Origin of the sequence: Billgrantia tianxiuensis (assembly GCF_009834345.1) — a bacterium.
GTDB classification, from domain to species: Bacteria; Pseudomonadota; Gammaproteobacteria; order Pseudomonadales; family Halomonadaceae; genus Halomonas; species Halomonas tianxiuensis.
The window spans coordinates 4,897,649-4,918,870 of sequence record NZ_CP035042.1; the positions used below are offsets into that span (position 1 = coordinate 4,897,649).

The following is a 21,222-nucleotide window of genomic DNA, read 5'->3' on the forward strand; positions in this document are numbered from 1 at the left end:
ACGATCGGGACGATGTCGCAGCAGCGGCGAGGCATCGAATGGCTGGCCATTCTACACGGTCGGGCCGGGGAATCGGTTACACTCCTTGTCCGAGATGTCGCCGGGCTGGCCGGCAACGGCGCAGCCGATCGAACGAGGAGTCGCCATGGTCGCCCATAGCAAGGTACACAGCATGACCGCCTTTGCCCGTCAGAGCCGCGAGAGCGACTGGGGCAGCCTGCAGTTGGAGCTGCGTTCGGTGAACCAGCGCTACCTGGAGCCCTTCTTCCGGCTCCCCGAGGCGCTGCGCGACCTCGAGCCCGCCTTTCGCGAGGCGCTGCGCACGCGCCTGGCGCGCGGCAAGGTGGAGTGCCACCTGCGCTTCGAACCCACCGACGTGAGCGAGACCTTGGCCGTCAACCACACCCGGCTGGTCGCCCTGGCCGCAGCGCTGGGCGAGATTCGCGAGGCACTGCCCCAGGTCGCCATGCCCGACGCCCTCTCGCTGCTCGACCACCCCGGCGTGCTCGAGTCGCAGGGTGTCGACCTGGACGAGGTGAAGGCGGAAGCCACGGCCCTGTTCGAGGCCGCGCTCGACGAGCTGATCGAAGCCCGCGCCCGCGAAGGTGACAAGCTCGCCGCGCTGATTCGCGAGCGCCTGGCCGGCGTGCGCGAGCAGGTTGCCGAGGTGCGCCGGCTGATGCCGGAGATCCTCGAGCGCCAGCGCGCCCTGCTGCTGGAGCGGCTCGAAGCGGTCAAGGCCGAACTTGACCCCAGCGCCTGGAGGCCGAACTGGTCTTGCTCGCCCAGAAGGCCGACGTCGACGAGGAGCTCGACCGGCTCGAGACCCATGTCGGCGAAGTGGCACGCCAGCTCGACCAGAAGGGCCCCAAGGGGCGCCGCCTCGACTTCCTGATGCAGGAACTCAACCGCGAGGCCAACACCCTCTCCTCCAAGTCGGCAGTGGCCAGCACCACCCGCTGCGCGGTGGAGCTCAAGGTGCTGATCGAGCAGATGAGAGAGCAGATCCAGAATATCGAGTAACACGACCATGAAGGCGAGCCGGGCGCGGCCCTGTCGAAGGCTATCTCCCAGCGCCACGCGGTGGATGTGGCGGCTGGCACTGGCCGCCTGCCTCGTCGTGCCCTTGCCGGGCTGGGGGCAGGCCGAAACGGGCGCGGCCAATGACACCAGGGAGGTCATCGTCGTTGGCGGCGATCACTACCACCCGCCCTACGAGTTTCTCGACGATGACGGCGAGCCGGCCGGCTACAACGTGGAGCTGACCCGGGCCATCGCCGAGGTGATGGGCATCGAGGTGCGCATCGAACTCAAGCCATGGAGCGAGGTGCGCCGTGGGCTGGAGCGGGGCGAGATCGACATCCTCCAGGGCATGTCCTACTCCGAGGCGCGTACCGAGCGGTTCGACTTCGCCCCGCCCCACGCCATCGTCCACCAGTCGATCTTCGCCCGTCGCGGCGACCCGGTGGTGGAAGTCGAGGAGCTGCGCGGCAAGGAGGTGATCGTCCAGCGCGGCGACATCATGCACGACTACCTGATCGAACATGACATCGGTGCGCTGGTAATTCCCGTGGATACCCATGCCGACGCGCTGCGGGCACTGGCCGCCGGCCAGCACGACTATGCGCTGGTTGCCAACCTGCCGGCGCTCTACCTCAGCCGCGAGCTGGGCCTGACCAACCTGGTGCCGGTGGCGAGACCCTTCTCGCTACGCTATGGCTATGCGGTGCGCCAGGGCGACGCCAACCTGCTGGCCAAGTTCAGCGAGGGGCTGGCCATTCTCAAGAATACCGGCCGCCACCAGGCGATCTACGACAAGTGGCTGGGGCCACTGGAGGGCCGCGAGGGCATCCCTTGGCAGAAGGTCGGCCAGATCGGCGCGGCGCTCTCCGCGCTGCTGCTGCTGATTCTGGGTGCCATCGTGATCTGGAACCGCATGCTCAAGCGCGAGGTGGCGGCCCGCACCGAGGAGCTTCGGCTACACCAGCAGCAGCTGATCCAGGCCGACAAGATGGCCTCGCTCGGCGTGCTGGTCTCGGGCGTGGCCCACGAGATCAACAATCCCAGCAGCCTGCTGCTGCTCAACCTGCCGGTGCTGCGCGACGCCTGGGCCGACGCCGAGCCGATCCTCGAGGCGCACTACCGCGCCCATGGCGATTTCCCCTTCGGCGGCCTGCCCTACTCGCGCATGCGCGAAGAGATTCCCGGTATGATCGACGACATGCAGGAGGGCACCCGGCGCATCAAGCGTATCGTCGGCGATCTCAAGGATTTCGCCCGCCAGGGCGGCGACGCGCTGGGCGAGGTCTTCGACCTCAACGAGGTGGTGGCCACTGCCGTGCGCCTGGTCGACAATTCGATCCGCAAGGCGACCGGCCGCTTCGAGGCGCACTATGCCGACGACCTGCCGCCCCTCGTGGGCAACGCCCAGCGCATCGAGCAGGTGGTGATCAACCTGGTGCTCAATGCCTGCCAGGCGCTGGAATGCCCCACCCAGAGCATTTGCCTGACGACGCGTCACGATCGTGCCGAGGGACGGGTGCTGCTGGAGGTGTATGACGAGGGCCGCGGTATCGCTCCCGAGGCCATGCACCGGCTGACGGATCCCTTCTTCACCACCCGCCGGGAATGCGGCGGCACCGGGCTGGGCCTTTCCGTCTCCGCCGGTATCGTCAGCGAGCACCAGGGCAGCCTGACCTTCGACTCCCGACCCGGCCACGGCACCCGGGTGATCCTGGCGCTGCCGACCGCGAAGCGCGCAACGCCCGGTGTGGCACCAGCCGGCGAAACGTCGAACCGCGAACAGGAGCCAGGTACGCCATGACCCAGACCCTCTACCCCGCTTTCGGTGTTCTGCTCGTCGACGACGAACCCTCCTTCCTGCGCAGCCTGAGCATTGCCCTGGAGCGCAGCGGGGGCATCAACCATATCCACCGCTGCCACGACAGTCGTGAGGTCATGGAGATCCTGGCGCGCGAGAACATCGGCCTGGTGACCTTGGACCTGACCATGCCCCACCCGTCGGGGGAGGAGCTGCTGGCGCGCATCGTCGAGGAGTATCCCGACGTCGGCGTGATCGTCATCAGCGGCCTCAACCAGGTGGAAACCGCAGTCAACTGCATCAAGCTCGGGGCCTTCGATTACTTCGTCAAGACCGACGAGGAGAGCCGGCTCATCGAAGGCATCCGCCGGGCCATTCGTCTGCAGGAGCTGAGCCGGGAGAACCAGGCGCTGCGTCGGCGCGTGCTCTGCGACACCCTGGAGCACCCCGAAGTCTTTGCGAATATCGTCACCGCCGACAAGGCCATGCGCTCAGTCTTCCAGTACCTGGAATCGGTGGCGCTGACCCGCCAGCCCATCCTGATCACCGGCGAAAGCGGCGTGGGCAAGGAGCTGATAGCACGGGCCGCCCACACCCTGAGCGGTCGCAGCGGACCGCTGGTATGCGTCAACGTGGCCGGCCTCGACGACAACGTCTTCGCCGATACGCTGTTCGGCCATCAGCGCGGGGCCTTCACCGGTGCCGACCAACCACGCGCCGGCATGATCGAGCAGGCCGCGGCGGGTACCCTGTTTCTCGACGAGATAGGCGACCTCAGCCCGGCTTCCCAGGTGAAGCTGCTGCGCCTGCTCCAGGAGGGCGAGTACTATCCGCTGGGTAGCGACCGACCCAAGCGCCTGCAGGCCCGGGTGCTGGTGGCCACCCACCACGACCTGGCCGAAAAGCAGCGCACGGGTGCCTTCCGCAAGGATCTCTACTATCGGCTGCGTACGCATCAGGTCCATATTCCCCCGTTGCGCCAGCGCAAGCAGGACATTCCCCTGCTGCTGGATCACTTCCTGGCCGAGGCGGCCGAGGAACTCGGCAAGCCCAAGCCGAGCTATCCTCCCGAGCTGACGATACTGCTCAGCGACTACGCCTTTCCCGGCAACGTGCGAGAGCTGCGCGCCATGGCCTACGACGCCATGAGCCTGCACCGCAGCCGCACGCTATCCATGGATGCCTTCAAGCGGGCCATCGGCCAGCCGGGCGTGGATCTCCCCCAGCGGCAGCATGGCGCACGAACCGTCTTCGCCGCCGACGAGCCGCTGCCCACCTTGGAGGCGCTCGCCGAGGCACTGGTCGACGAGGCGCTGCGTCGCGCCGAGGGCAACCAGTCGATCGCCTCGCGCTGGCTGGGTATTTCGCAGCCTGCCCTGAGCAAGCGCTTGAAGAAGCGTCGCAGCGAAGGGTCATAACCAGGCGCATAGCGATAACCATGGTTATAGTCTGCTTTTTGTCCTTTTGATTCAGTGGCTTGGCTTGCTCACACCGGCGCTTCGAGAACGCTGGTTATAGCACCCGCTGACGACACGAAAACCCGCATCACATAGATTTTCTCACTAAAACAAAGGCTTGAAAGCAATTCCCAAGATGGCATGGAACTTGCGATGACATCCGGCCCGCTTACGGCGGGCCCAGTCGAAAAACATCAGCAAGAGGTTCCAGCTCCATGCCAAGAATAACGATATCCACCACCACTCCCCGGTCCGTGCTGCCCCACGTCTCGCTCGACCGGAGGAACGCCTGATGCTCGATCTGCTCAACGACCTGCTCTGGGGCAAGGTACTCATTGGCCTGCTGATCGCCGTCGGTATCGGCTTTACCCTGGGCTCTCGCTTCGTCCAGTTCCGCTATTTCGGCCGCATGTTCCGCATCCTCGGCGCCAGCCAGGCGTTCAAGCGTGACAAGCACGGCCACCTGAGCTCCTTCCAGGCCCTGCTGCTCTCGGTAGCGGGCCGTGTCGGCGGCGGCAACATCGCCGGCGTGGCGGTCGCCATCACCCTCGGCGGCCCCGGCGCTATCTTCTGGATGTGGCTGGTCGGTCTGATGGGCATGGCCACTAGTTATCTCGAGTGCACCCTGGCCCAGGCCTACAAAACCGCCCAGCCGGACGGCACCTACCGCGGCGGCCCGGCCTACTACATCGCGCGTGGTCTCGGCCAACGCTGGAAGTGGCTCGCCGCACTCTATTCGGTGCTGCTGCTGGTCACCTTCGGCTTTGGCTTCACTGCGCTGCAGTCCTACGCCGTGGCCACCTCCTTCGACGATGCCTTCGGCATCCCGGTGGTCTTTACCGGGCTCGGCATGGCCGTGATCGTCGGCCTGATCATCTTCGGCGGCATCAAGCGCATCGCGCGCGTGGCCGAGGTGCTGGTGCCGGTCATGGCGGTGGGCTACCTGCTGATCGCCGTCGTGGTACTGGGCATGAACCTGCCGCGCATTCCTGAAGTCTTCCTGCTGATCGTCAACAGCGCCTTCGGTCTCGAGCCGGCCATTGGCGGCAGCATCGGCGCCGCCATCATGATGGGCGTCAAGCGCGGCCTGTTTTCCAACGAAGCAGGCCTGGGCAGCGCCCCCAACGTTGCTGCCGTGGCCTACGTGCCGCACCCGGCCAACCAGGGCATCGTGCAGGCCTTCTCGGTGTTCCTCGACACCCTGGTCATCTGCTCCGCTACCGCCTTCATCATACTGCTCAGCGGCGCCTACGACCCGGCCAGCGGTGCCGATATCGGTGGCGTAGCGCTGACCCAGGTCTCGCTGGCCGACCACGTGGGCGAGTGGGGCCGCAGCTTCGTCAGCGTGGCGCTGCTGCTGTTCGGCTTCAGCACCATCCTCTACAACTACTACCTGGGCGAGAACAGCCTCAACTTCTTCAGCGAGAGCAACGTCACGCTGTTCAACCTGTTCCGCATCGCGGTGGTGGTGCTGTGCGCCTGGGGCGCGATGACCGACCTGGGCACGGTGTTCGCCTTCGCCGACGTGACCATGGGCTTCCTGGCACTGGCCAACCTGATCGCCCTGCTCATGCTGTTCAAGCCGGGGCTGCGCATCATGCGCGACTTCGATGAGCAGATCCGCGCCGGCATCCGCCATCCCGTGTTCGATGCCAAGAAGTTCGCCGATCTCGACATCGATCCCGCCGCCTGGGAGATCGAGCCCGAGGATATCGAGCGCCTCAAGCGTTATGGCGCGCCGCCGCCGTCCGCTAGCCAGCCAGTGAAGTAACATGGCGCCACGGCCCGCACTTCCTTCCGGCCTCGATGTCCCGAGGCCGGAAGCCTCCGTCAAGCTCGCCCCGGCGGAGAGCAGGGACATGCAGCGCTGGCTGGAGAGCATTCATGCACGAGCCCGCGCAAGGCTCGGCAACGGGCACGTCGCCAGCTACATACCGGCCCTGGCCCGGCAGGATCCCGGGCGGCTCGGTATCGCCATCTGCACCAATGCGGGAGAGGTCTACGCCGCCGGCGACGCCCGAACCGCCTTCTCGATCCAGAGTATCGCCAAGGTGCTGCTGCTTGCCCTTGCCCTGCGCACCCACGGCGAGGCGCTGTGGCAGCGCGTGGGCCTCAACCCGTCGGGCATGCCGTTCAACTCGCTGGCACAGCTCGAGGCGGAGCGGGGCAAGCCGCGCAACCCCTTCATCAATGCCGGCGCCATCGCGGTGACGGATCGTCTGGTCAGCGCCTTCGCCACGCCTGACAAGCATCTTCAGGACGTCGCCCGACGCCTGGCGGGCAATGCCACGATCCTGATCGACGACGAGGTCTTGGAGTCGGAGTGGCAGCATCGCTCGCGCAACGCTGCCATGGCCTACCTGATGAAGGCGTTCGGCAACATCGACAACGACGTCGACGCGGTGCTGCGCTGCTATTTTTCCAGTTGCGCGCTGGCCATGAGCTGCGCGGACCTGGCCGTGGCCATGAACTTCCTGGCGGCCGAAGGCGAAGCCCGCACCATGGGCGAACGGTTCGTCTCGCCGGGCCTGGCGCGACGCCTCAACGCGATCATGTCCACCTGCGGCATGTACGACGCCGCCGGCGACTTCGCCTATCGCGTCGGGCTTCCGGCCAAGAGCGGCGTCGGCGGCGGTATCGTCGCGATCGTGCCGGGACGGATGTCGATCTGCGCCTGGTCGCCGGCGCTCGATGACAGCGGCAACTCCGTTGCCGCCCAGTATGCCCTGGAGCTGCTGGCCGAAGAGCTCGATAACCCGCTACCGATGGCATGAGGCGCGGATACGGTTTGCACCTCGCCCCATGACGCGCCCTTGGCCGGGCAGGTATACTGTTCCGCCTGAATGCGCAGCCATGACGCTCGCCCCCTTTCGCTTCGCGCGAACGGGGGCATTTGCGATCCGGAGCCCGATATGTCCCAAGGTACGCTTTTCATCGTTTCCGCGCCTTCCGGCGCCGGCAAGACCACCCTGGTGCGCGAGCTGATCGAGAGCCTCGACGGCATCCAGGTCTCGGTGTCGCATACCACCCGGGCCCGGCGCCGCGGCGAGGTCGATGGGGTCAACTACCACTTCGTGGAGATTGCCGAGTTCGAAGCGATGATCGCGCGCGGCGAATTCTTCGAGTACGCACGCGTGTTCGACAACTTCTACGGCACCTCGCGGCCGGCGGTGGAAGCCCTGCTCGAGGCCGGCCAGGACGTGATCCTCGAGATCGACTGGCAGGGCGCGCGCCAGGTGCGCGAACAGCTGCCCGATGCAGTGTCGATCTTCATCCTGCCGCCGTCGCGCGACGAGCTGGAGCGGCGCCTGGCCAGCCGCGGCACCGACGAGCATGCCACCATCGCCCGGCGCATGCGCGACGCCGTCAGCGAGATGTCGCACTACGACGAATACGACTACCTGGTGATCAACGACGACTTCACCACCGCCCTGCGCGAGCTGCAGGCTCTGGTGATCAGCCGCCGCCTGAGTCTGGCCCGGGTGCAGGAGAGCCACGGCCCGCTGCTGGCGGCGCTGCTGTCATAGTCAGCCGAGGCGCTGTCATGAGCCCAGCCGCAGGCGCCTGCCCTAGCTGCCAATGCTTGTCACAGCCGCCGGGCGTCGAGTAATCTAGTCTGTCCTGTTCCATTTCGGTTGCCGGCCGTGGCCGGGGCCCCTAACAGTTTCGGGAAGTACCCAATATGGCGCGTGTCACCGTCGAAGATTGTCTGGAAAACGTCGAAAACCGCTTCAAGCTGGTGATGATCTCCACCCAGCGTGCGCGTCAGCTGTCGCGCGGTTCTCGCGATGCCCAGCTGCCGTGGGAGAACGACAAGCCCACCGTGATGGCGCTGCGCGAGATCGCCGCCGGCCTGGTGGATCACAGCGTACTGGACGAGCCGATCGAGGCCCCGGTCCGGATTCGCCGCGAAGGCGAGCCGGGCATGGCCATCGAGGAGTAAGGCTGTCACTCAAGGCGCGCTAATGTTCACCATCGACGACCTGGCCGACAGACTCGGCGGCTACCTTCCTCCCGACGAGATCCAGCAGGTCAAGCGCGCCTTCTACTACGCCGAGCAGGCCCACGACGGGCAGCGCCGGCGCTCCGGCGAACCCTACGTCACCCACCCGCTGGCGGTGGCCAACATCCTCGCCAACATGCACATGGACCATCAGAGCCTGATGTCGGCCATGCTGCACGACGTGATCGAGGATACCGGGGTTTCCAAGGAGGCCCTCGCCGAACAGTTCGGCAAACCGGTGGCGGAGCTGGTCGACGGCGTCTCGAAGCTGACCCAGATCACCTTCGAGGACAAGGCCGTCGCCCAGGCCGAGAACTTCCAGAAGATGGTGCTGGCGATGTCCAAGGACATTCGCGTCATCATCGTCAAGCTCGCCGACCGCCTGCACAACATGCGAACGCTGGGCGCACTGCGCCCGGAGAAGAAGCGCCGCATCGCCCGCGAGACGCTGGAGATCTACGCCCGCATCGCCAGTCGCCTGGGCATCAACACCATTCGCGTCGAACTCGAGGACCTGTCGTTCCAGGCGCTTCACCCGATGCGCGCCGAACGCATCAAGCGCGCCGTCTCCAGCGCCCGCGGCCATCGCCGCTCGGCGATCCGCCAGATCCAGACCACGCTGCAGAAGAGCCTCGACGACGAGGGCCTATCCGGCACCGTGGTGGGCCGCCAGAAGCACCTGCTGTCGATCTACAAGAAGATGCGCGACCAGCGCAAGCCGTTCGCCGAGATCATGGACGTGTTCGGCTTCCGCATCATCACCGAAGACGTCGACAGCTGCTACCGCATCCTCGGCGTGGTGCACAACCTGTACAAGCCGGTGCCGGGGCGCTTCAAGGATTACATCGCCATCCCCAAGGCCAACGGTTACCAGAGCCTGCACACCACGCTGTTCGGCAGCGGCGGCATGCCCATCGAGGTGCAGATCCGTACCCGCGAGATGGAGGCCATGGCCAACAACGGCATCGCTGCCCACTGGCTCTACAAGGCGGGCCAGACCGATCACCCCATCGCCGAGGGCAGCCATGCCCGGGCGCGGGAGTGGGTCAAGGGGCTGCTCGAGATGCAGCGCCATGCCGGCGACTCGCTGGAGTTCATCGAGCACGTCAAGAACGACCTGTTCCCCGACGACATCTACGTGTTCACGCCCCGCGGCGACATCATGGAGCTGCCCCAGGGCGCCACGGTGATCGACTTCGCCTACGCCGTGCACACCGACATCGGCAACAGCTGCATCGCCTGTCGCATCGACCGTCACCTGGCGCCGCTCTCGACCCGCCTGGAGAGCGGCCAAACGCTGGAGATCATCACCGCCCCCGGGGCGCGCCCCAACCTGGCCTGGCTCAACTTCGTGGTCACCGCCAAGGCGCGCTCGGCGATCCGGCACGCGCTCAAGCACCAGCAGCAGACCGAGGCGGTCCAGCTCGGCCGACGCCTGCTCAACAAGGCCCTGGCCGACTTCGAGACCAGCCTGGAAGAACTGCCCGAACACGTGCTGCCGGAGCTGCTGGACGAGCTCACGCTGAAGAACGAAGAGAGCCTGCTGGAATCGATCGGCCTCGGCACGCGGGTGGCCCACGTGGTGGCGCGGCGCCTGGTCGACCTGCTGCACGGCGACGCGGCCGAGGCCGGCGAACGCGCCCTCGCCGCCCAGGGGCCGATCGTGATCAGCGGCGCGGAGGGCATGGTGATCAAGTTCGCCCGCTGCTGTCATCCACTGCCCGGCGATCCGGTGGTGGGTCATCTGTCGGTGGGCAAGGGCATCGTGGTGCACCGCACCGAGTGCCGCAATCTCGACGAACTCAAGGGCGACCCCGACAAGCTGTTCGCTCTGGAGTGGTCCGACGAGAGCACCGAAGACTTCCCGGTGGCCCTGCGCATCGAGATCGAGAGCCGCCGTGGGCTGGTGGCCGAGCTTGCCAGCCTGGTCACCGATGCCGACGCCAACATCGAGCGCATCGGCATCGAGGAGCGCGATGCCCGGCTCTCCATCGTGCACCTGACCCTGGCGGTACGCGACCGGGTGCACCTGGCGCGCATCATCAAGCGTATTCGCAACCTCTCGCACGTCGGCAAGATCACTCGCGTCGGCAATTGAACCGTTACCGGCCCATTCGCCGCCCTGGCGCGGCGAATGGGCCTTGCATTGACCCTCGTTACGCATCGACATCGAAAGGAGACCGTCATGAGCAACAAGGCCGTGATCAACACCGAAAAGGCACCCGCCGCCATCGGTCCTTACTCCCAGGCCATCAAGGCCGGCAACACCATCTACCTCTCCGGCCAGATACCCCTCGACCCGGCCACCATGGAACTCGTCTCCGACGACTTCGAGGCCCAGGCCCGTCAGGTCTTCACCAATCTCAAGGCCGTGTGCGAAGAAGCCGCCGGTTCGCTGGGCGAGATCGTCAAGCTCAACCTCTACCTGGTGGACCTGGACAACTTCGCGGTGGTCAACAAGGTCATGGAGGAGTTCTTCTCCAAGCCTTACCCGGCCCGTGCCGCGGTGGGCGTCAAGGCGCTGCCCAAGGGGGCGCAGTTCGAGGCGGAAGCCGTTATGGTCATCGGCGACTAAAGAGCCGTGAGGCTCTTCCTGGCCCTGATGCCGTCGCCCGAGCTGCGAACGCGGCTCGGGGCGCTGGCGGATATCGCCCATGCCCAGTGCGGCGGGCGACGCATGCCCGACGCGAGCTTGCATGTCACGCTCGCCTTTCTCGGCGAAGTGGAGGAGGCGAAGGCCACCGAGCTCGTCGAGTGGGTGCAGGGCCTGACCATCGAACCCGGCGAGTGGCACATCGACCGGTGGGGCGGCTTCCGCCGCCCAGGTATCGTCTGGGTCGGCGCCAGCCGGCCCGACCCCGCCCTCGAGCGACTGCACGGCAGGCTCTGGGGAGTTCTCGAGGCAAGCGGCCTCGGCGCACCTCCCGCCAGGTACATCCCGCACGTCACCTTGCTGCGGCGCGCCGACACCCAACTGCTGGAAGGTCTTCCCGCCATGGACTTGGCATGGACCTATAATCAGATCGAACTGATGAGATCGATCATCGATGAGCGAGGCGCGCACTACCGGACCCTGGCCGTATCACGGGGGTGACCTTCAGGGATGAAGGTGCGCCAGATCAGCCAACGCCAGATTGGCGCAAAAAGAAAAAGGGAGAACGCTTTGAATCGCAGGAAGAACGTGGCTGCCGGACTACTGGCCGGACTAGCGCTGATCGGCAGCCCTGCCGGACTCGCCGATCTCTACCTCGACGGCGGCATCACCAGCGAATCGACCGCCGTCGCACGCATCGAACTCGATACGTTCATTGCCTTCGAGCCCCTACCACCGCCGCTGACCCTGCGCCTGGGCACCGGCCTGCTGTTGCTGCAGGGGCGCGAGGAGCAGCACAACGCGGCCTGGCTGGTGACACCGGCGTTGCGCTGGACCTTTGGTGGCGAGCGCGGCGTATTCGTCGAAGGCGGCATCGGTGCGGCGTTGTTCCTCGAATCGCGTCTCGAATCGCGCGAGCTCGGCAGCGCCTTCCAGTTCCAGGATCGCCTGGCCCTGGGGGCACCGCTGGGAGCGGGCGAGCTCGCCCTGAGCCTGACGCACTACTCCAATGCCGGTATCAGGTCGCCCAACGAGGGCTTCGAGACCCTGACGCTGGGTTATCGGCTGGCGCTCTAGCCCGCAACGCGGCCGCTGCCGCTGGCTCATAGCCAGCCCAGCTCGATGCCTCGCAGCACTGCCCGCATGCGGTCGCGTACGCCCAGCTTGGAGAGAATGCTCGACACCTGGTTCTTCACCGTCCCCTCGGCGGTGCCCAGGGCGTGCGCCACCTCGCGGTTGTTGAGCCCGCTGGCCAGCAGGCGCAGGATTTCGGTTTCCCGCACGGTCAGTCGACAGGGGGGATCGAGGCAGTCGAAGTCGATCCGCGTCTCGCGGACCCCGGCCAGCACGCGTTCGGTGATCGATGGCCGGATGGCCGAGCCACCCGTGGCGACCCGGCGGATATCCTCGGCCAGCCGTTCCAGCGAAATGTCCTTGAGCAGAAAACCGCGCGCGCCCGCGCGCACGCCCGCCAGCAACGCCTCGTCGTCGTCGAAGGTAGTGAGCAGGATGGTCGGCGGCAGTCGCCCCAGCTCGCTCAGTCGGGCCAGGACCTCGATACCGCCGAAGCCCGGCATGCGGACGTCGAGCAGCATCACGTCGGGCGCCAGCTCGTCGACGAGGCCGATCGCCTCCTCCCCGCTTGCGGCTTCGCCCGCCACCTCGATATCCGGAGTCAGCGCCAGCAGGCCGGCAATCCCGCTGCGCACGAGCTGCTGATCGTCCACCAATAGCACACGGATCATGTCTCTTCTCTCTTTGCGGGAAGCCAGAATCCAACCTGATAGCCGGCTCCGGGTCGTGTCTCGATCGACAGGCTGCCGCCAGCCTCCCCGATTCTCTCGCGCATGCCGGTCAGGCCGTTGCCGGGAACGACCCTGGCCCCACCGTAGCCGTTGTCGACGACGGCCACATGGATGCCGCTGGCCTTGCAGGTCACGCAGACCTCGATTTTGCTCGCACGCGCATGGCGCACGGCGTTGGAGAGCGCCTCCTGTACGCCACGGAAAATCACATGCGCCATGGCCGGGTCACGCACCCGGCAGCGTGGGTCGTAGCTCAGCTCGATGCGCGGTTCGGGCATCCCCGAGCAGAGCGTCTGCAGGCTGCTGAACAGGTCTATCGGCGCCTCGAGACGCTCGCGCTCGACCGTCCTCCGAACTTCCTGATAGAGCTCCCGGGCAATGGCCTGGGCCGTCTGCAGCGACGCCTGCGTGCGCTGCGGCTGGCGCGCCGCCAGGTCCAGGTGCAGGTTGAGCGCCGCCAGATGGTGGCCGAGGCCATCATGCAGGTCCCGGGAGATACGCAGCCGTTCGCTGGCCCGCGTGCTGTCGGCCAGCAGCTGGCGCGTGGCCGAGAGTTCGGCGTGGGCCTTGGCCAGCCTGACCCGGTGACGCCGCTCGACCATGGCCATGCAGCCCAGGCAGAAGGCAAACAGCTGCCAGATGAAGAACATCAGGATGGCCACCACCAGCAGGTTCGCCAGGCTGATCGACGGCAGCTCGATCCCCGCGGCCTCGGCGGCTGCGAGGGACGCCTCCATAGGATCCGCCGCCAACAGGATCGCGCCCCACAGCAGCGACTTGAGGGCAGCCTGGACCAGCAGCCAGGCGAAGGCCTTGGCCAGGGGGTAGAGGAAGGGCAGTTCGGCGGCCACGATCAGCAACAGCTCCTCGTTGATCAGCAGGCCTATCGAAATCTGCGCGACCAACAGCCAGCGCGTGCGGGCAAGCCGGTAGGCATGTGGCGCCGTCGCCAAACAGAACGCCGCGGCGAAAGCGACGAAGCCAGCCATCACCATCGCTTCGCTGAACAGCAGCCCTGCCACCACGTCGCCGAGCCATTGGCGCACCAGGGTTTCGCCGCTCAACGTGAGGACCAGCTCCTCCGCCACGGCCAATTCGTCGTGGACCCGGTGCATCACATAAATCGCCGCACAGGCGACCAGGCAAATGGCCCGGAACAGCCCGGTAGACGAGACGAAGAAACGTACCAGGGCATGTCGTCCCCTGCGGAGCCCTCCCCACCCATCCGATACCGATGTTCCGGCCGTCATCCACCCACACTCCTGAATTCGAGGCACCGGGGCCGCGCTTGACGGAGCGCAAGCGATGCCGACCCCGGCAGCATATCAGGCCCGCCTGAAGGCGGCGTATGCGAGTCGTCACATGTGCCGGGCCTGACCTCCGGGACATGCCGATCGGCTGCGCCGAGCCTATCGTGACGCCTCGTCGTGGTCGGTCAGGCGACCGGCCCATCATCGAGGAAACACCATGAAGAAACTCATGATCGCAGCGGCCTGGCTGGCCGCGTTCTCTTCCGCCGGCAGCATGGCCCAGGAGAGCCCCACGGAGTCGGGCGCTTTCGTCTACTCCAAGCTCGGCACTTTCGGCCTGGGGGCGGGTGTCGGTTATGCCGTCGATCGGCAGCTGGCGTTGCGCCTGGGGGTCAATGGCGAATCCGAGTTCAAGGACGACCGCACGCTCGAGGGCGTCGAATACGAGCTCAAGCGCAAGCAGAACCACGCCGTCGAAGCGCTGGTCGACTGGTACCCCCTGGCGGGCAGCGGCTTCCGCCTCTCCGGAGGGCTGCTGTTCGCCAATCCCGAGACCCGTCTCGAAGGCAAGCGCGACGGCCGTGGCGGCTACACGATCAACGGCACGCGCTACTCCGCCGCGGAGGTGGGCGACCTCAGGGGCAAGGTGGAACACAATCGCGTCGCGCCCTACCTGGGCCTGGGCTGGGAATCGTCGCCGGCCTGGCAGCCGGGTTGGCGCTTCATCAGCGACCTGGGAGTGGCCTACTACGGCAGCCGCAACCCCACCCTCGAAGCCTCACGCAGCGGCGGCAACGCCGACCTGCGGGCCGACCTGCGCGCCGAACGCGACCGTCTCTCGCTGAAAAAACGCGATGAGTTCGGCCTCGGCATGTCGATCGGCGTCGCCTACACCTTTTGATGGCCCCGCGCTACCGTCAAACGACCATACGCAAACGACAACGCGGGGCGTGGCAGCCCGCGTTGTCGCTTCCTTCGTCAAGGCTTGTCAGACCGGCTCGGCGAGGAAGCCGCCCTCCTGCATCACCTGAGCGTATCCCTCACGGTAGCTGGGATAGCGGAACGCATAGCCCGTCGCACGCAGGCGGGCGTTGTCGCAGCGCTTGCTCGAGCGCTTGCGCAGCGGCGCCTGGATCACCTCGGTGGACTCCACCTTGAGCTGTGTCGCCAGCCACGCCATGACCTCGTGCAGCGGTGCCGGCGCGCTGTCGCTGGCCAGATAGAGCGTATCGAGAGACTGGCCAGCCGCAGCGAGACCGATCAGATGGGCCAACACACCGGCACAGTCGTCACGGTGAATGCGGTTGGAGTACATGGGCGGCGTTTTCGGCGCGATACGGCCCTCCAGGACCTGGCGGATCAGGCGATCCCGGCCCGGTCCGTAGATTCCCGAAAAACGCACTACCGTACCGGGAAGCGAACTCTGCTGGAGGGCCTGCTCGGCTTCGCGCATCAGTGCCCCGGCGAAGCCCGCGGATTCCGCTGGGGTCTCCTCGTCGACCCGCTCGCCCTCCTTCTGGCCATACACGCTGGTGGAGGAGACGAAGAACAGCCGCTTCGGCGCCTCGTTGCGTCCCTCGTAGGTGCGCAGCACCGCCTTGAGACCGTCGGGATAGGCGGCCCGATAGGCGGCTTCATCGAAGCGGTCGGCGCTCAGGATATAGACCACGTAATCCACGTCGGGCAGTGCCGCCAGCGCCTCTTCATCGTGCAGGTCCAGCGGCAACGGCTCGATGCCGCTTCCCTCCAGCGCTGCCGTACTACGGCGCGCGCCGATCACGCGGTGGTCGGCCTCCAACAGCTCTCGGCCCAGCACCATTCCGATGTCGCCACAACCTAGAATCAGTATCGTGTTCTTCAACTTTCTCTCGCCCCCTGATAAAAAGTCCCTATTGAAAGTCATCTATCGTCCGAGAGGATGCCCACGGGGCACCAGACATGACTCTAACAGAACTTCGCTACATCGTAACCTTGGCGCAAGAGCGCCACTTCGGACGGGCGGCCGAGCGCTGCTTCGTCTCCCAGCCCACCCTGTCGGTGGCGGTCAAGAAACTCGAGGAGGAGCTTGGCGTGGCGCTGTTCGAGCGCTCCAAGTCCACCGTGCAGGTCACACCGCTGGGCGAGAAGATCGTCGAGCAGGCGCAGCGCGTGCTGGAGCAGAGCAGCGTGATCAAGGAGCTGGCCAATGCCGGCAAGGACCAGCTGGCGAGCCCGCTGCGCATCGGCGCGATCTATACCATCGGTCCCTACCTGTTCCCGCACCTGGTGCCGGCGCTGACCCGCAGCGCCCCACAGATGCCGCTCTACATCGAAGAAGGCTTCACCGCCAACCTGCGGCGCAAGCTGCGCAGCGGCGAACTCGACGCCATCATCATCGCGTTGCCGTTCACCGAAACCGACGTGGTGACCAAGCCGCTCTACGAGGAGCAGTTCGAGGTGCTGATGCCGGCCGACCACGCCTGGGCCCAGCGCAAGACCATCGACAAGGAGGATCTGCTCAAGGAGCGCCTGCTGCTGCTGGAGAGGGGCACTGCTTTCGCGACCAGATCCTCGAGGCCTGCCCCGCCATCAGCCAGCAGCTCAATAGCCCCAGCAACACCCTCACCGCCGAGGGCGGCTCGCTTGAGACGATCCGCCACATGGTCGCCTCGAAGCTCGGCATTACCGTGCTGCCCCGCTCGGCCATCGGCACCGGGCACTACGAGAGCGGGCTGCTCGCCAGCCGGCCGTTCAAGGCACCGGCCCCATCGCGTACCGTGGCGATCGCCTGGCGTGCCAGCTTCCCACGGCCCAAGGCGATCGATGCGGTGACGGATGCCATCACCGAGTGTCACGAGGCGCTTCCCGAGCCGGCATGAGCGACCTCGACGCGCCGGTCACCGCCCTGAAGGGCGTCGGGGAAGCGGTAGCCGTGAAGCTGGCGCGCCTGCGCGTCGAAACCGTGGCCGACCTGCTCTTCCATCTGCCACTACGCTATCAGGATCGCACCCGCATCACGCCGATCGGTACCCTGCGGGCCGGTCACGAGGCGGTGGTGGAAGGGGAGGTCTCGGCCAGCGACGTGGTCAAGGGGCGCCGGCGCAGCCTGTTGGTGCGCCTGCGCGACGGCTCCGGCATCATCAGCCTGCGCTTCTTCCACTTCTCTCCGGCGCAGCAGCAGCAGTTCCGCCCCGGCATCCGGGTACGCTGCTTCGGCGAGGCGCGCGCCGGCGCTACCGGGCTCGAGATCTATCATCCCGAATACCGTCTGCTCAGCGCCGACACCCCGCCGGTGGAAGATCACCTGACGCCGATCTATCCCACCACCGAGGGGCTCAATCAGGCGCGCCTGCGGGCATTGATCGAACAGGCGCTGGCCCGTCTCGACGAGGCTCCCGAGGCGCTGCCCGACTGGATCGACGAGGCGCTGCGCACGCGCTTCGGCTTGCCTGAGCTGCACCACTGCCTGCACGTCCTCCATCAGCCTCCCCCCGACGCCGACCCCGAACGGCTCTCCAGCGGCAAGCACCCGGCCACGCGGCGTCTGGCCCTGGAGGAGCTGCTGGCCCATCGCCTGAGCCTGCAGCAGGTACGCCTGAAGATTCAGGAGGACGGTGCCCCGGCGCTGCCCAGCGGGCGCGGACTGCAGGCGCGCTTCCTCACCCAGCTGCCGTTCACGCTGACCGCCGCCCAGCGCCGCGTGCTCGACGAGATCGGCGCGGACCTGTCCCGCGAGGTGCCCATGCTGCGCCTGGTGCAGGGCGACGTCGGCTCGGGCAAGACGGTGGTGGCCGCGATGGCGGCGCTATCGGCCATCGCCGGCGACTGTCAGGCGGCGATGATGGCGCCCACCGAAATCCTCGCCGAGCAGCACTATCGCACGCTCAAGGCGTGGTTCGCGCCGCTCGGCATCGAGGTGGCATGGCTCTCGGGCAAGCTCAAGGGCAAGGCACGGCTCGACACCAAGGCCGCCATTCTCGACGGCCGCGCGCGGATGGTGGTGGGAACCCACGCGTTGTTCCAGGGCGACGTGCACTTCCAGCGCCTGGGGCTGGCCATCGTCGACGAGCAGCACCGCTTCGGCGTGCACCAGCGCCTGGCGCTGCGCGAGAAGGGCGAGGCCGGCGGGCTCACGCCCCACCAACTGGTGATGACCGCCACTCCAATCCCGCGCACCCTGGCGATGAGCGCCTATGCGGACCTCGATGTCTCGATCATCGACGAGCTGCCGCCCGGGCGCACTCCGGTGAAGACAGTGGTGGTGCCCGACGAACGCCGCCCCGAGGTGGTCGCGCGAATCCGCCACGCCTGCGCCGAGGGCCGCCAGGCCTACTGGGTCTGCACCCTGATCGAGGAGTCCGACGCGCTGCAATGCCAGGCCGCCGAGGCGACCCGCGACGAACTCACCGAAGCACTGCCGGAGCTGGCCATCGGCCTGGTACACGGACGCATGAAAGCGGCCGAGAAGGCCGCGGTGATGGATGCCTTCAAGGCCGGCGAACTCGACCTGCTGGTGGCCACCACGGTGATCGAGGTGGGGGTCGACGTGCCCAACGCCAGCCTGATGATCATCGAGAATCCCGAACGGCTGGGGCTCTCGCAGCTGCATCAGCTGCGCGGACGGGTCGGCCGCGGTACCAGCGAGAGCTTCTGCGTGCTGCTCTACCATGGGCCGCTGTCGGCCCATTCGCGCGAGCGCCTGGCGGTGATGCGGGAGACCAACGACGGCTTCCGCATCGCCGAGAAGGACCTCGAACTGCGCGGTCCCGGCGAGGTACTCGGCACGCGTCAGACAGGGCTCGCTCAGATGAAGATAGCCGACCTGGAGCGCGATGCCGACTTGCTCGAACGCGTCGCGCCGTTGGCCGAGGCGCTGCTGGCCCGCCATCCGGACGCCAGCCAGCCATTGATTCGCCGCTGGCTGGGCGAGGAGGCGGGGCGCTACGGGCAGGTATGAGCCCGGGTCATCGCGTTGACGCCTCGAGCGCCGCGGCAGCCGGAGGCTCATCGCTGACGACTAGCCGATTGGCGGCCTCGGTCAGTGGCCCCAACTGGCGGACAAGCAGCTGCAGCTGCGTGCGCAGCGGCGAGTAGCGCTCCTCCCCCCCCTCTTCCGGCGCCTGGGACTCGAATTCGAGCTCCTCCGTCAGCGCCGTGCGCAGCGCTTCCCCCTCGCCCATCGCCTCGCGCCGAGCCAGGCAATCCGCCAGCTGGCCCAGATAGTCCGCCACGTGCCGTGCAACGGTCAGCAGCCGATCGGCTCCGGCGTCTTCCAGCCGGTGGCGATGTGCGCCGAGCGCCGAGAGATACCCAGCAGGGTGTGGGACGACACCAGGAAGCGGAAGCCTTCGTCGGCATCGCGACGGCGGTAGTGTTCAGGCTCCTGCAGCAGGTTGGACAGCATCGTCGACAGCGCGGCGTCGGCATTGTGGGCGTTACGCCGCGCCAGCCGGTAGGCGAGGTCGTCCTGCTTGCCACTCTGGTACTGCTGCAGGATCTCCTCCAGGTAGCGACGGCTGGCGGTGAGCGCGCTGGCCGCCTCGCGATGCAGGCGCCTGCCCTGCCAGTCGGGCAGGATGAAGAATACCGCCGCACCGGCAATCAGCGCACCGATCAGGGTATCGAAGAGCCGTGGCCAGATCAGGTCGAAGCCGTCACCGACCTGGTTGAAGCTGCACAGCACCAGCAGGGTGATGGCGGCGGTGGCGATCACGTAATGCCTTTCGCGCATGGCGAAGAAGGTCACCCCGGCCACCACTGCGATCAGCGTCTGCAACAGCGGGTGCGGGAACAGCGTGATCGACGCCCAGCCAACCACCAGCCCCAGCACGGTACCGGCGATGCGCTGGGTCAGGAAGCGCCGGGTGGCGGCGAAGTTGGGGCGGCAGACGAACAGCGTGGTCAGCAGGATCCAGAAGCCCTGGGTGGGGTGGATCAGGTGCAGCAGGCCATAGCCCGCCAGCAGGGCGATGGGCAGGCGAATGGCATGACGGAAGGTAGGCGAAGCCACCGTCAGGTTGAGCCGAATGCGCTCCCAGGCATCCTTGATGCTGCCGGGCGAACGATCGAACAGGCTGACGTCGCCCGGCGCGTCGTCGGTGTCGGGATTGTCGGCCGAGGCCAGTTGCCCTTCGAGGGTGGCGAGGTTGTCGGCCAGGGCCGTGAGCGGATGCATCAGCTCGCGCCAGGCTGGGTTGCGCATCGCCCGCAGGTGCTCGATCGAGGCGCGCAGATCGGCGAGTGCCAGCTCGCTCTGGTCGTGCTCGAACGGGCGGTTGAGCAGCAGCGCCTTGCCCAGTCGCTTGCACGCCTGGCCCTGCTGGTCGAGCAGGCGCTGGCAGCGGAACAGCACGTCGTGATGAAAGAAGGCTTCGGTCAACTGGGCATAGGGGTAGTGCGACGAACTGGCCCGCTCGTGGATGTCCTGGGCGATGAAGTAGATGCGCAGGTAGCGATTGAGCTTGCTGCTGCCGCGCTGCCCCTCGAGCCGGCGAAAGAGCATCTCCTTGGCCCGGTTCATCGCTTCCACGACCTGGCCATTCTGCCGTGCCAGCGCCAGGCGCCGCGCCTCGACGTCGACACCGCGCAGCGGCTCGAACAGCGTCGACTTGAGTATCAGGTACTTGCCCAGCTCGCGATAGAGCCGAGCCATGCTCTGCTTGACCGGCTGGCGTGAGAAGAGCGCACACCACACTACCGAGATCGCACCGTACCAGGCCGCCCCCGAGAGAATCAGTAGCGTCTGGCTCCAGTCGCCCTGCTGCGGCACGCCGCCATGGTGCTCGATCGTGATCATGGTGTAGAGCGACAGGATCAGCGTGCCGGAGGCAATGGTGGCGTAGCGCTGCCCGATGGCGCCCAGCATGACCAGCACGAAGGTTGCGCTTCCCAAGGCCAGGGCGAACGGCCACGGCCAGGGAAACAGCCAGCGCACGACGAGAGAGGCGGTGGCAAAGCAGAGCAGCGTGACCGCCAGCGCCTGCAAGCGCCCCTGCCAGCTGTCGTCGGTCTCCGACAGGGCACTGGCGATGACGCCGAGGAACAGCGGGATCACCAGGGTAATGTCGGCCAGTGCCCAGCTCAGCAACAGCGCGCCGCTGAAGGCGAGGAACACGCGCAGGCTGTAGGCAAATTTGTCCAGCGTCCACAGACGCCGCAGCGACAGGGAGAGCAAAGTCGGCATGGATGCTCGGCTTATTGTTGGATGGCCACGATCATTCTACTCGACACTCGACTTTCGTATAAGTCCAACGCCTTTGCCGGCGCCAGGCACCTCGCGCCGGCCTGGAACGCCGGGCACCGCAGCGAGTGTGC

Annotated in this window: 15 protein-coding genes and 3 pseudogenes; 14 read left to right on the forward strand and 4 right to left on the reverse strand. The window is 66.7% G+C overall.

Going from position 1 to position 21,222, the window contains the following annotated elements; genetic code table 11:
- Positions 1-145: 145 nt before the first annotated feature.
- The 11 genes and pseudogenes from EKK97_RS22965 to EKK97_RS23015 all read left to right on the forward strand — a co-directional run bounded on the left by EKK97_RS22965 (position 146) and on the right by EKK97_RS23015 (position 11,951).
- Positions 146-1,023: pseudogene (locus tag EKK97_RS22965) on the forward strand (YicC/YloC family endoribonuclease).
- A 64-nt stretch (positions 1,024-1,087) separates the two neighbouring features.
- Positions 1,088-2,824, forward strand: a complete 1,737-nt coding sequence (locus tag EKK97_RS22970; RefSeq protein ID WP_236551327.1) for a transporter substrate-binding domain-containing protein — start codon at positions 1,088-1,090, stop codon at positions 2,822-2,824.
- The gene (locus EKK97_RS22975; RefSeq protein WP_159555509.1) at positions 2,821-4,239 is read left to right on the forward strand and encodes a sigma-54-dependent transcriptional regulator; all 1,419 of its coding nucleotides are present in this window, start codon (positions 2,821-2,823) and stop codon (positions 4,237-4,239) included. The genes EKK97_RS22970 and EKK97_RS22975 overlap by 4 nt, the downstream gene beginning before the upstream one ends.
- A 331-nt stretch (positions 4,240-4,570) precedes the next feature.
- Positions 4,571-6,049 (forward strand): alanine/glycine:cation symporter family protein, encoded by a 1,479-nt coding sequence (locus tag EKK97_RS22980; protein ID WP_159555511.1) that lies wholly within the window; start codon positions 4,571-4,573, stop codon positions 6,047-6,049.
- Between the two features lie 88 nt (positions 6,050-6,137).
- Positions 6,138-7,052, forward strand: a complete 915-nt coding sequence (glsB, locus tag EKK97_RS22985) for a glutaminase B (RefSeq protein WP_159555513.1) — start codon at positions 6,138-6,140, stop codon at positions 7,050-7,052.
- A gap of 138 nt (positions 7,053-7,190) precedes the next feature.
- Entirely contained in the window at positions 7,191-7,805 is a 615-nt protein-coding gene (gmk, locus tag EKK97_RS22990; protein ID WP_159555515.1) for a guanylate kinase, read from the forward strand.
- Between the two features lie 155 nt (positions 7,806-7,960).
- Positions 7,961-8,221 carry a DNA-directed RNA polymerase subunit omega gene (rpoZ, locus tag EKK97_RS22995; protein ID WP_159555517.1) on the forward strand — a complete coding sequence of 87 codons (261 nt, stop codon included), beginning with the start codon at positions 7,961-7,963 and terminating at the stop codon, positions 8,219-8,221.
- 22 nt (positions 8,222-8,243) lie between these two features.
- On the forward strand, positions 8,244-10,379 hold the full coding sequence (locus EKK97_RS23000) for a RelA/SpoT family protein (RefSeq protein ID WP_159555519.1): 2,136 nt from the start codon (positions 8,244-8,246) through the stop codon (positions 10,377-10,379).
- Positions 10,380-10,466: 87 nt separating this feature from the next.
- Positions 10,467-10,856 (forward strand): RidA family protein, encoded by a 390-nt coding sequence (locus EKK97_RS23005; protein ID WP_159555521.1) that lies wholly within the window; start codon positions 10,467-10,469, stop codon positions 10,854-10,856.
- A 6-nt stretch (positions 10,857-10,862) separates the two neighbouring features.
- Positions 10,863-11,375 carry an RNA 2',3'-cyclic phosphodiesterase gene (thpR, locus tag EKK97_RS23010; RefSeq protein ID WP_159555523.1) on the forward strand — a complete coding sequence of 171 codons (513 nt, stop codon included), beginning with the start codon at positions 10,863-10,865 and terminating at the stop codon, positions 11,373-11,375.
- A 69-nt stretch (positions 11,376-11,444) separates the two neighbouring features.
- On the forward strand, positions 11,445-11,951 hold the full coding sequence (locus tag EKK97_RS23015; RefSeq protein ID WP_159555525.1) for an acyloxyacyl hydrolase: 507 nt from the start codon (positions 11,445-11,447) through the stop codon (positions 11,949-11,951).
- A gap of 26 nt (positions 11,952-11,977) precedes the next feature.
- Here the strand turns inward: EKK97_RS23015 and EKK97_RS23020 are convergent, their stop codons facing one another.
- Both EKK97_RS23020 and EKK97_RS23025 read right to left on the reverse strand, forming a co-directional pair.
- Positions 11,978-12,619, reverse strand: coding sequence for a response regulator (locus tag EKK97_RS23020; protein WP_159555527.1), 642 nt, complete (start codon positions 12,617-12,619; stop codon positions 11,978-11,980).
- Complete coding sequence (locus tag EKK97_RS23025; RefSeq protein WP_159555529.1) at positions 12,616-13,929, reverse strand: sensor histidine kinase; 1,314 nt, start codon at positions 13,927-13,929, stop codon at positions 12,616-12,618. Before EKK97_RS23025 ends, EKK97_RS23020 begins: the two co-directional genes overlap by 4 nt.
- 217 nt (positions 13,930-14,146) lie before the next feature.
- Between EKK97_RS23025 and EKK97_RS23030 the strand changes: the two genes are divergently transcribed.
- Entirely contained in the window at positions 14,147-14,830 is a 684-nt protein-coding gene (locus EKK97_RS23030; RefSeq protein WP_159555531.1) for a hypothetical protein, read from the forward strand.
- An 87-nt stretch (positions 14,831-14,917) separates the two neighbouring features.
- Here EKK97_RS23030 and EKK97_RS23035 read toward each other — a convergent pair whose 3' ends face one another.
- A complete protein-coding gene (locus tag EKK97_RS23035; RefSeq protein ID WP_159555533.1) occupies positions 14,918-15,790 on the reverse strand; it encodes an SDR family oxidoreductase in 873 nt (290 codons plus the stop codon).
- Positions 15,791-15,867: 77 nt separating this feature from the next.
- On the opposite strand from EKK97_RS23035, the pseudogene EKK97_RS23040 reads away from it, so the two are divergent.
- Together EKK97_RS23040 and recG are read left to right on the forward strand one after the other, a co-directional pair.
- Positions 15,868-16,787: pseudogene (locus EKK97_RS23040) on the forward strand (hydrogen peroxide-inducible genes activator).
- A complete protein-coding gene (gene recG / locus EKK97_RS23045; protein WP_159555535.1) occupies positions 16,784-18,865 on the forward strand; it encodes an ATP-dependent DNA helicase RecG in 2,082 nt (693 codons plus the stop codon). Before EKK97_RS23040 ends, recG begins: the two are co-directional and overlap by 4 nt.
- 7 nt (positions 18,866-18,872) lie before the next feature.
- Here the strand turns inward: recG and yccS are convergent.
- A pseudogene (gene yccS, locus EKK97_RS23050) lies at positions 18,873-21,091 on the reverse strand (YccS family putative transporter).
- Between the last annotated feature and the right edge of the window lie 131 nt (positions 21,092-21,222).

What these genes read in the sequence shown, in the direction of transcription:
- EKK97_RS22970 (WP_236551327.1), top strand. Translation starts at nt 1,088, where the DNA reads ATGTGGCGGCTGGCACTGGCCGCCTGCCTCGTCGTGCCCTTGCCGGGC.
- EKK97_RS23020 (WP_159555527.1), bottom strand. Translation starts at nt 12,619, where the DNA reads ATGATCCGTGTGCTATTGGTGGACGATCAGCAGCTCGTGCGCAGCGGG.
- gmk (WP_159555515.1), top strand. Translation starts at nt 7,191, where the DNA reads ATGTCCCAAGGTACGCTTTTCATCGTTTCCGCGCCTTCCGGCGCCGGC.
- EKK97_RS23030 (WP_159555531.1), top strand. Translation starts at nt 14,147, where the DNA reads ATGAAGAAACTCATGATCGCAGCGGCCTGGCTGGCCGCGTTCTCTTCC.
- glsB (WP_159555513.1), top strand. Translation starts at nt 6,138, where the DNA reads ATGCAGCGCTGGCTGGAGAGCATTCATGCACGAGCCCGCGCAAGGCTC.
- EKK97_RS23025 (WP_159555529.1), bottom strand. Translation starts at nt 13,929, where the DNA reads ATGACGGCCGGAACATCGGTATCGGATGGGTGGGGAGGGCTCCGCAGG.
- EKK97_RS23005 (WP_159555521.1), top strand. Translation starts at nt 10,467, where the DNA reads ATGAGCAACAAGGCCGTGATCAACACCGAAAAGGCACCCGCCGCCATC.
- EKK97_RS22975 (WP_159555509.1), top strand. Translation starts at nt 2,821, where the DNA reads ATGACCCAGACCCTCTACCCCGCTTTCGGTGTTCTGCTCGTCGACGAC.
- recG (WP_159555535.1), top strand. Translation starts at nt 16,784, where the DNA reads ATGAGCGACCTCGACGCGCCGGTCACCGCCCTGAAGGGCGTCGGGGAA.
- EKK97_RS23000 (WP_159555519.1), top strand. Translation starts at nt 8,244, where the DNA reads ATGTTCACCATCGACGACCTGGCCGACAGACTCGGCGGCTACCTTCCT.
- rpoZ (WP_159555517.1), top strand. Translation starts at nt 7,961, where the DNA reads ATGGCGCGTGTCACCGTCGAAGATTGTCTGGAAAACGTCGAAAACCGC.
- EKK97_RS22980 (WP_159555511.1), top strand. Translation starts at nt 4,571, where the DNA reads ATGCTCGATCTGCTCAACGACCTGCTCTGGGGCAAGGTACTCATTGGC.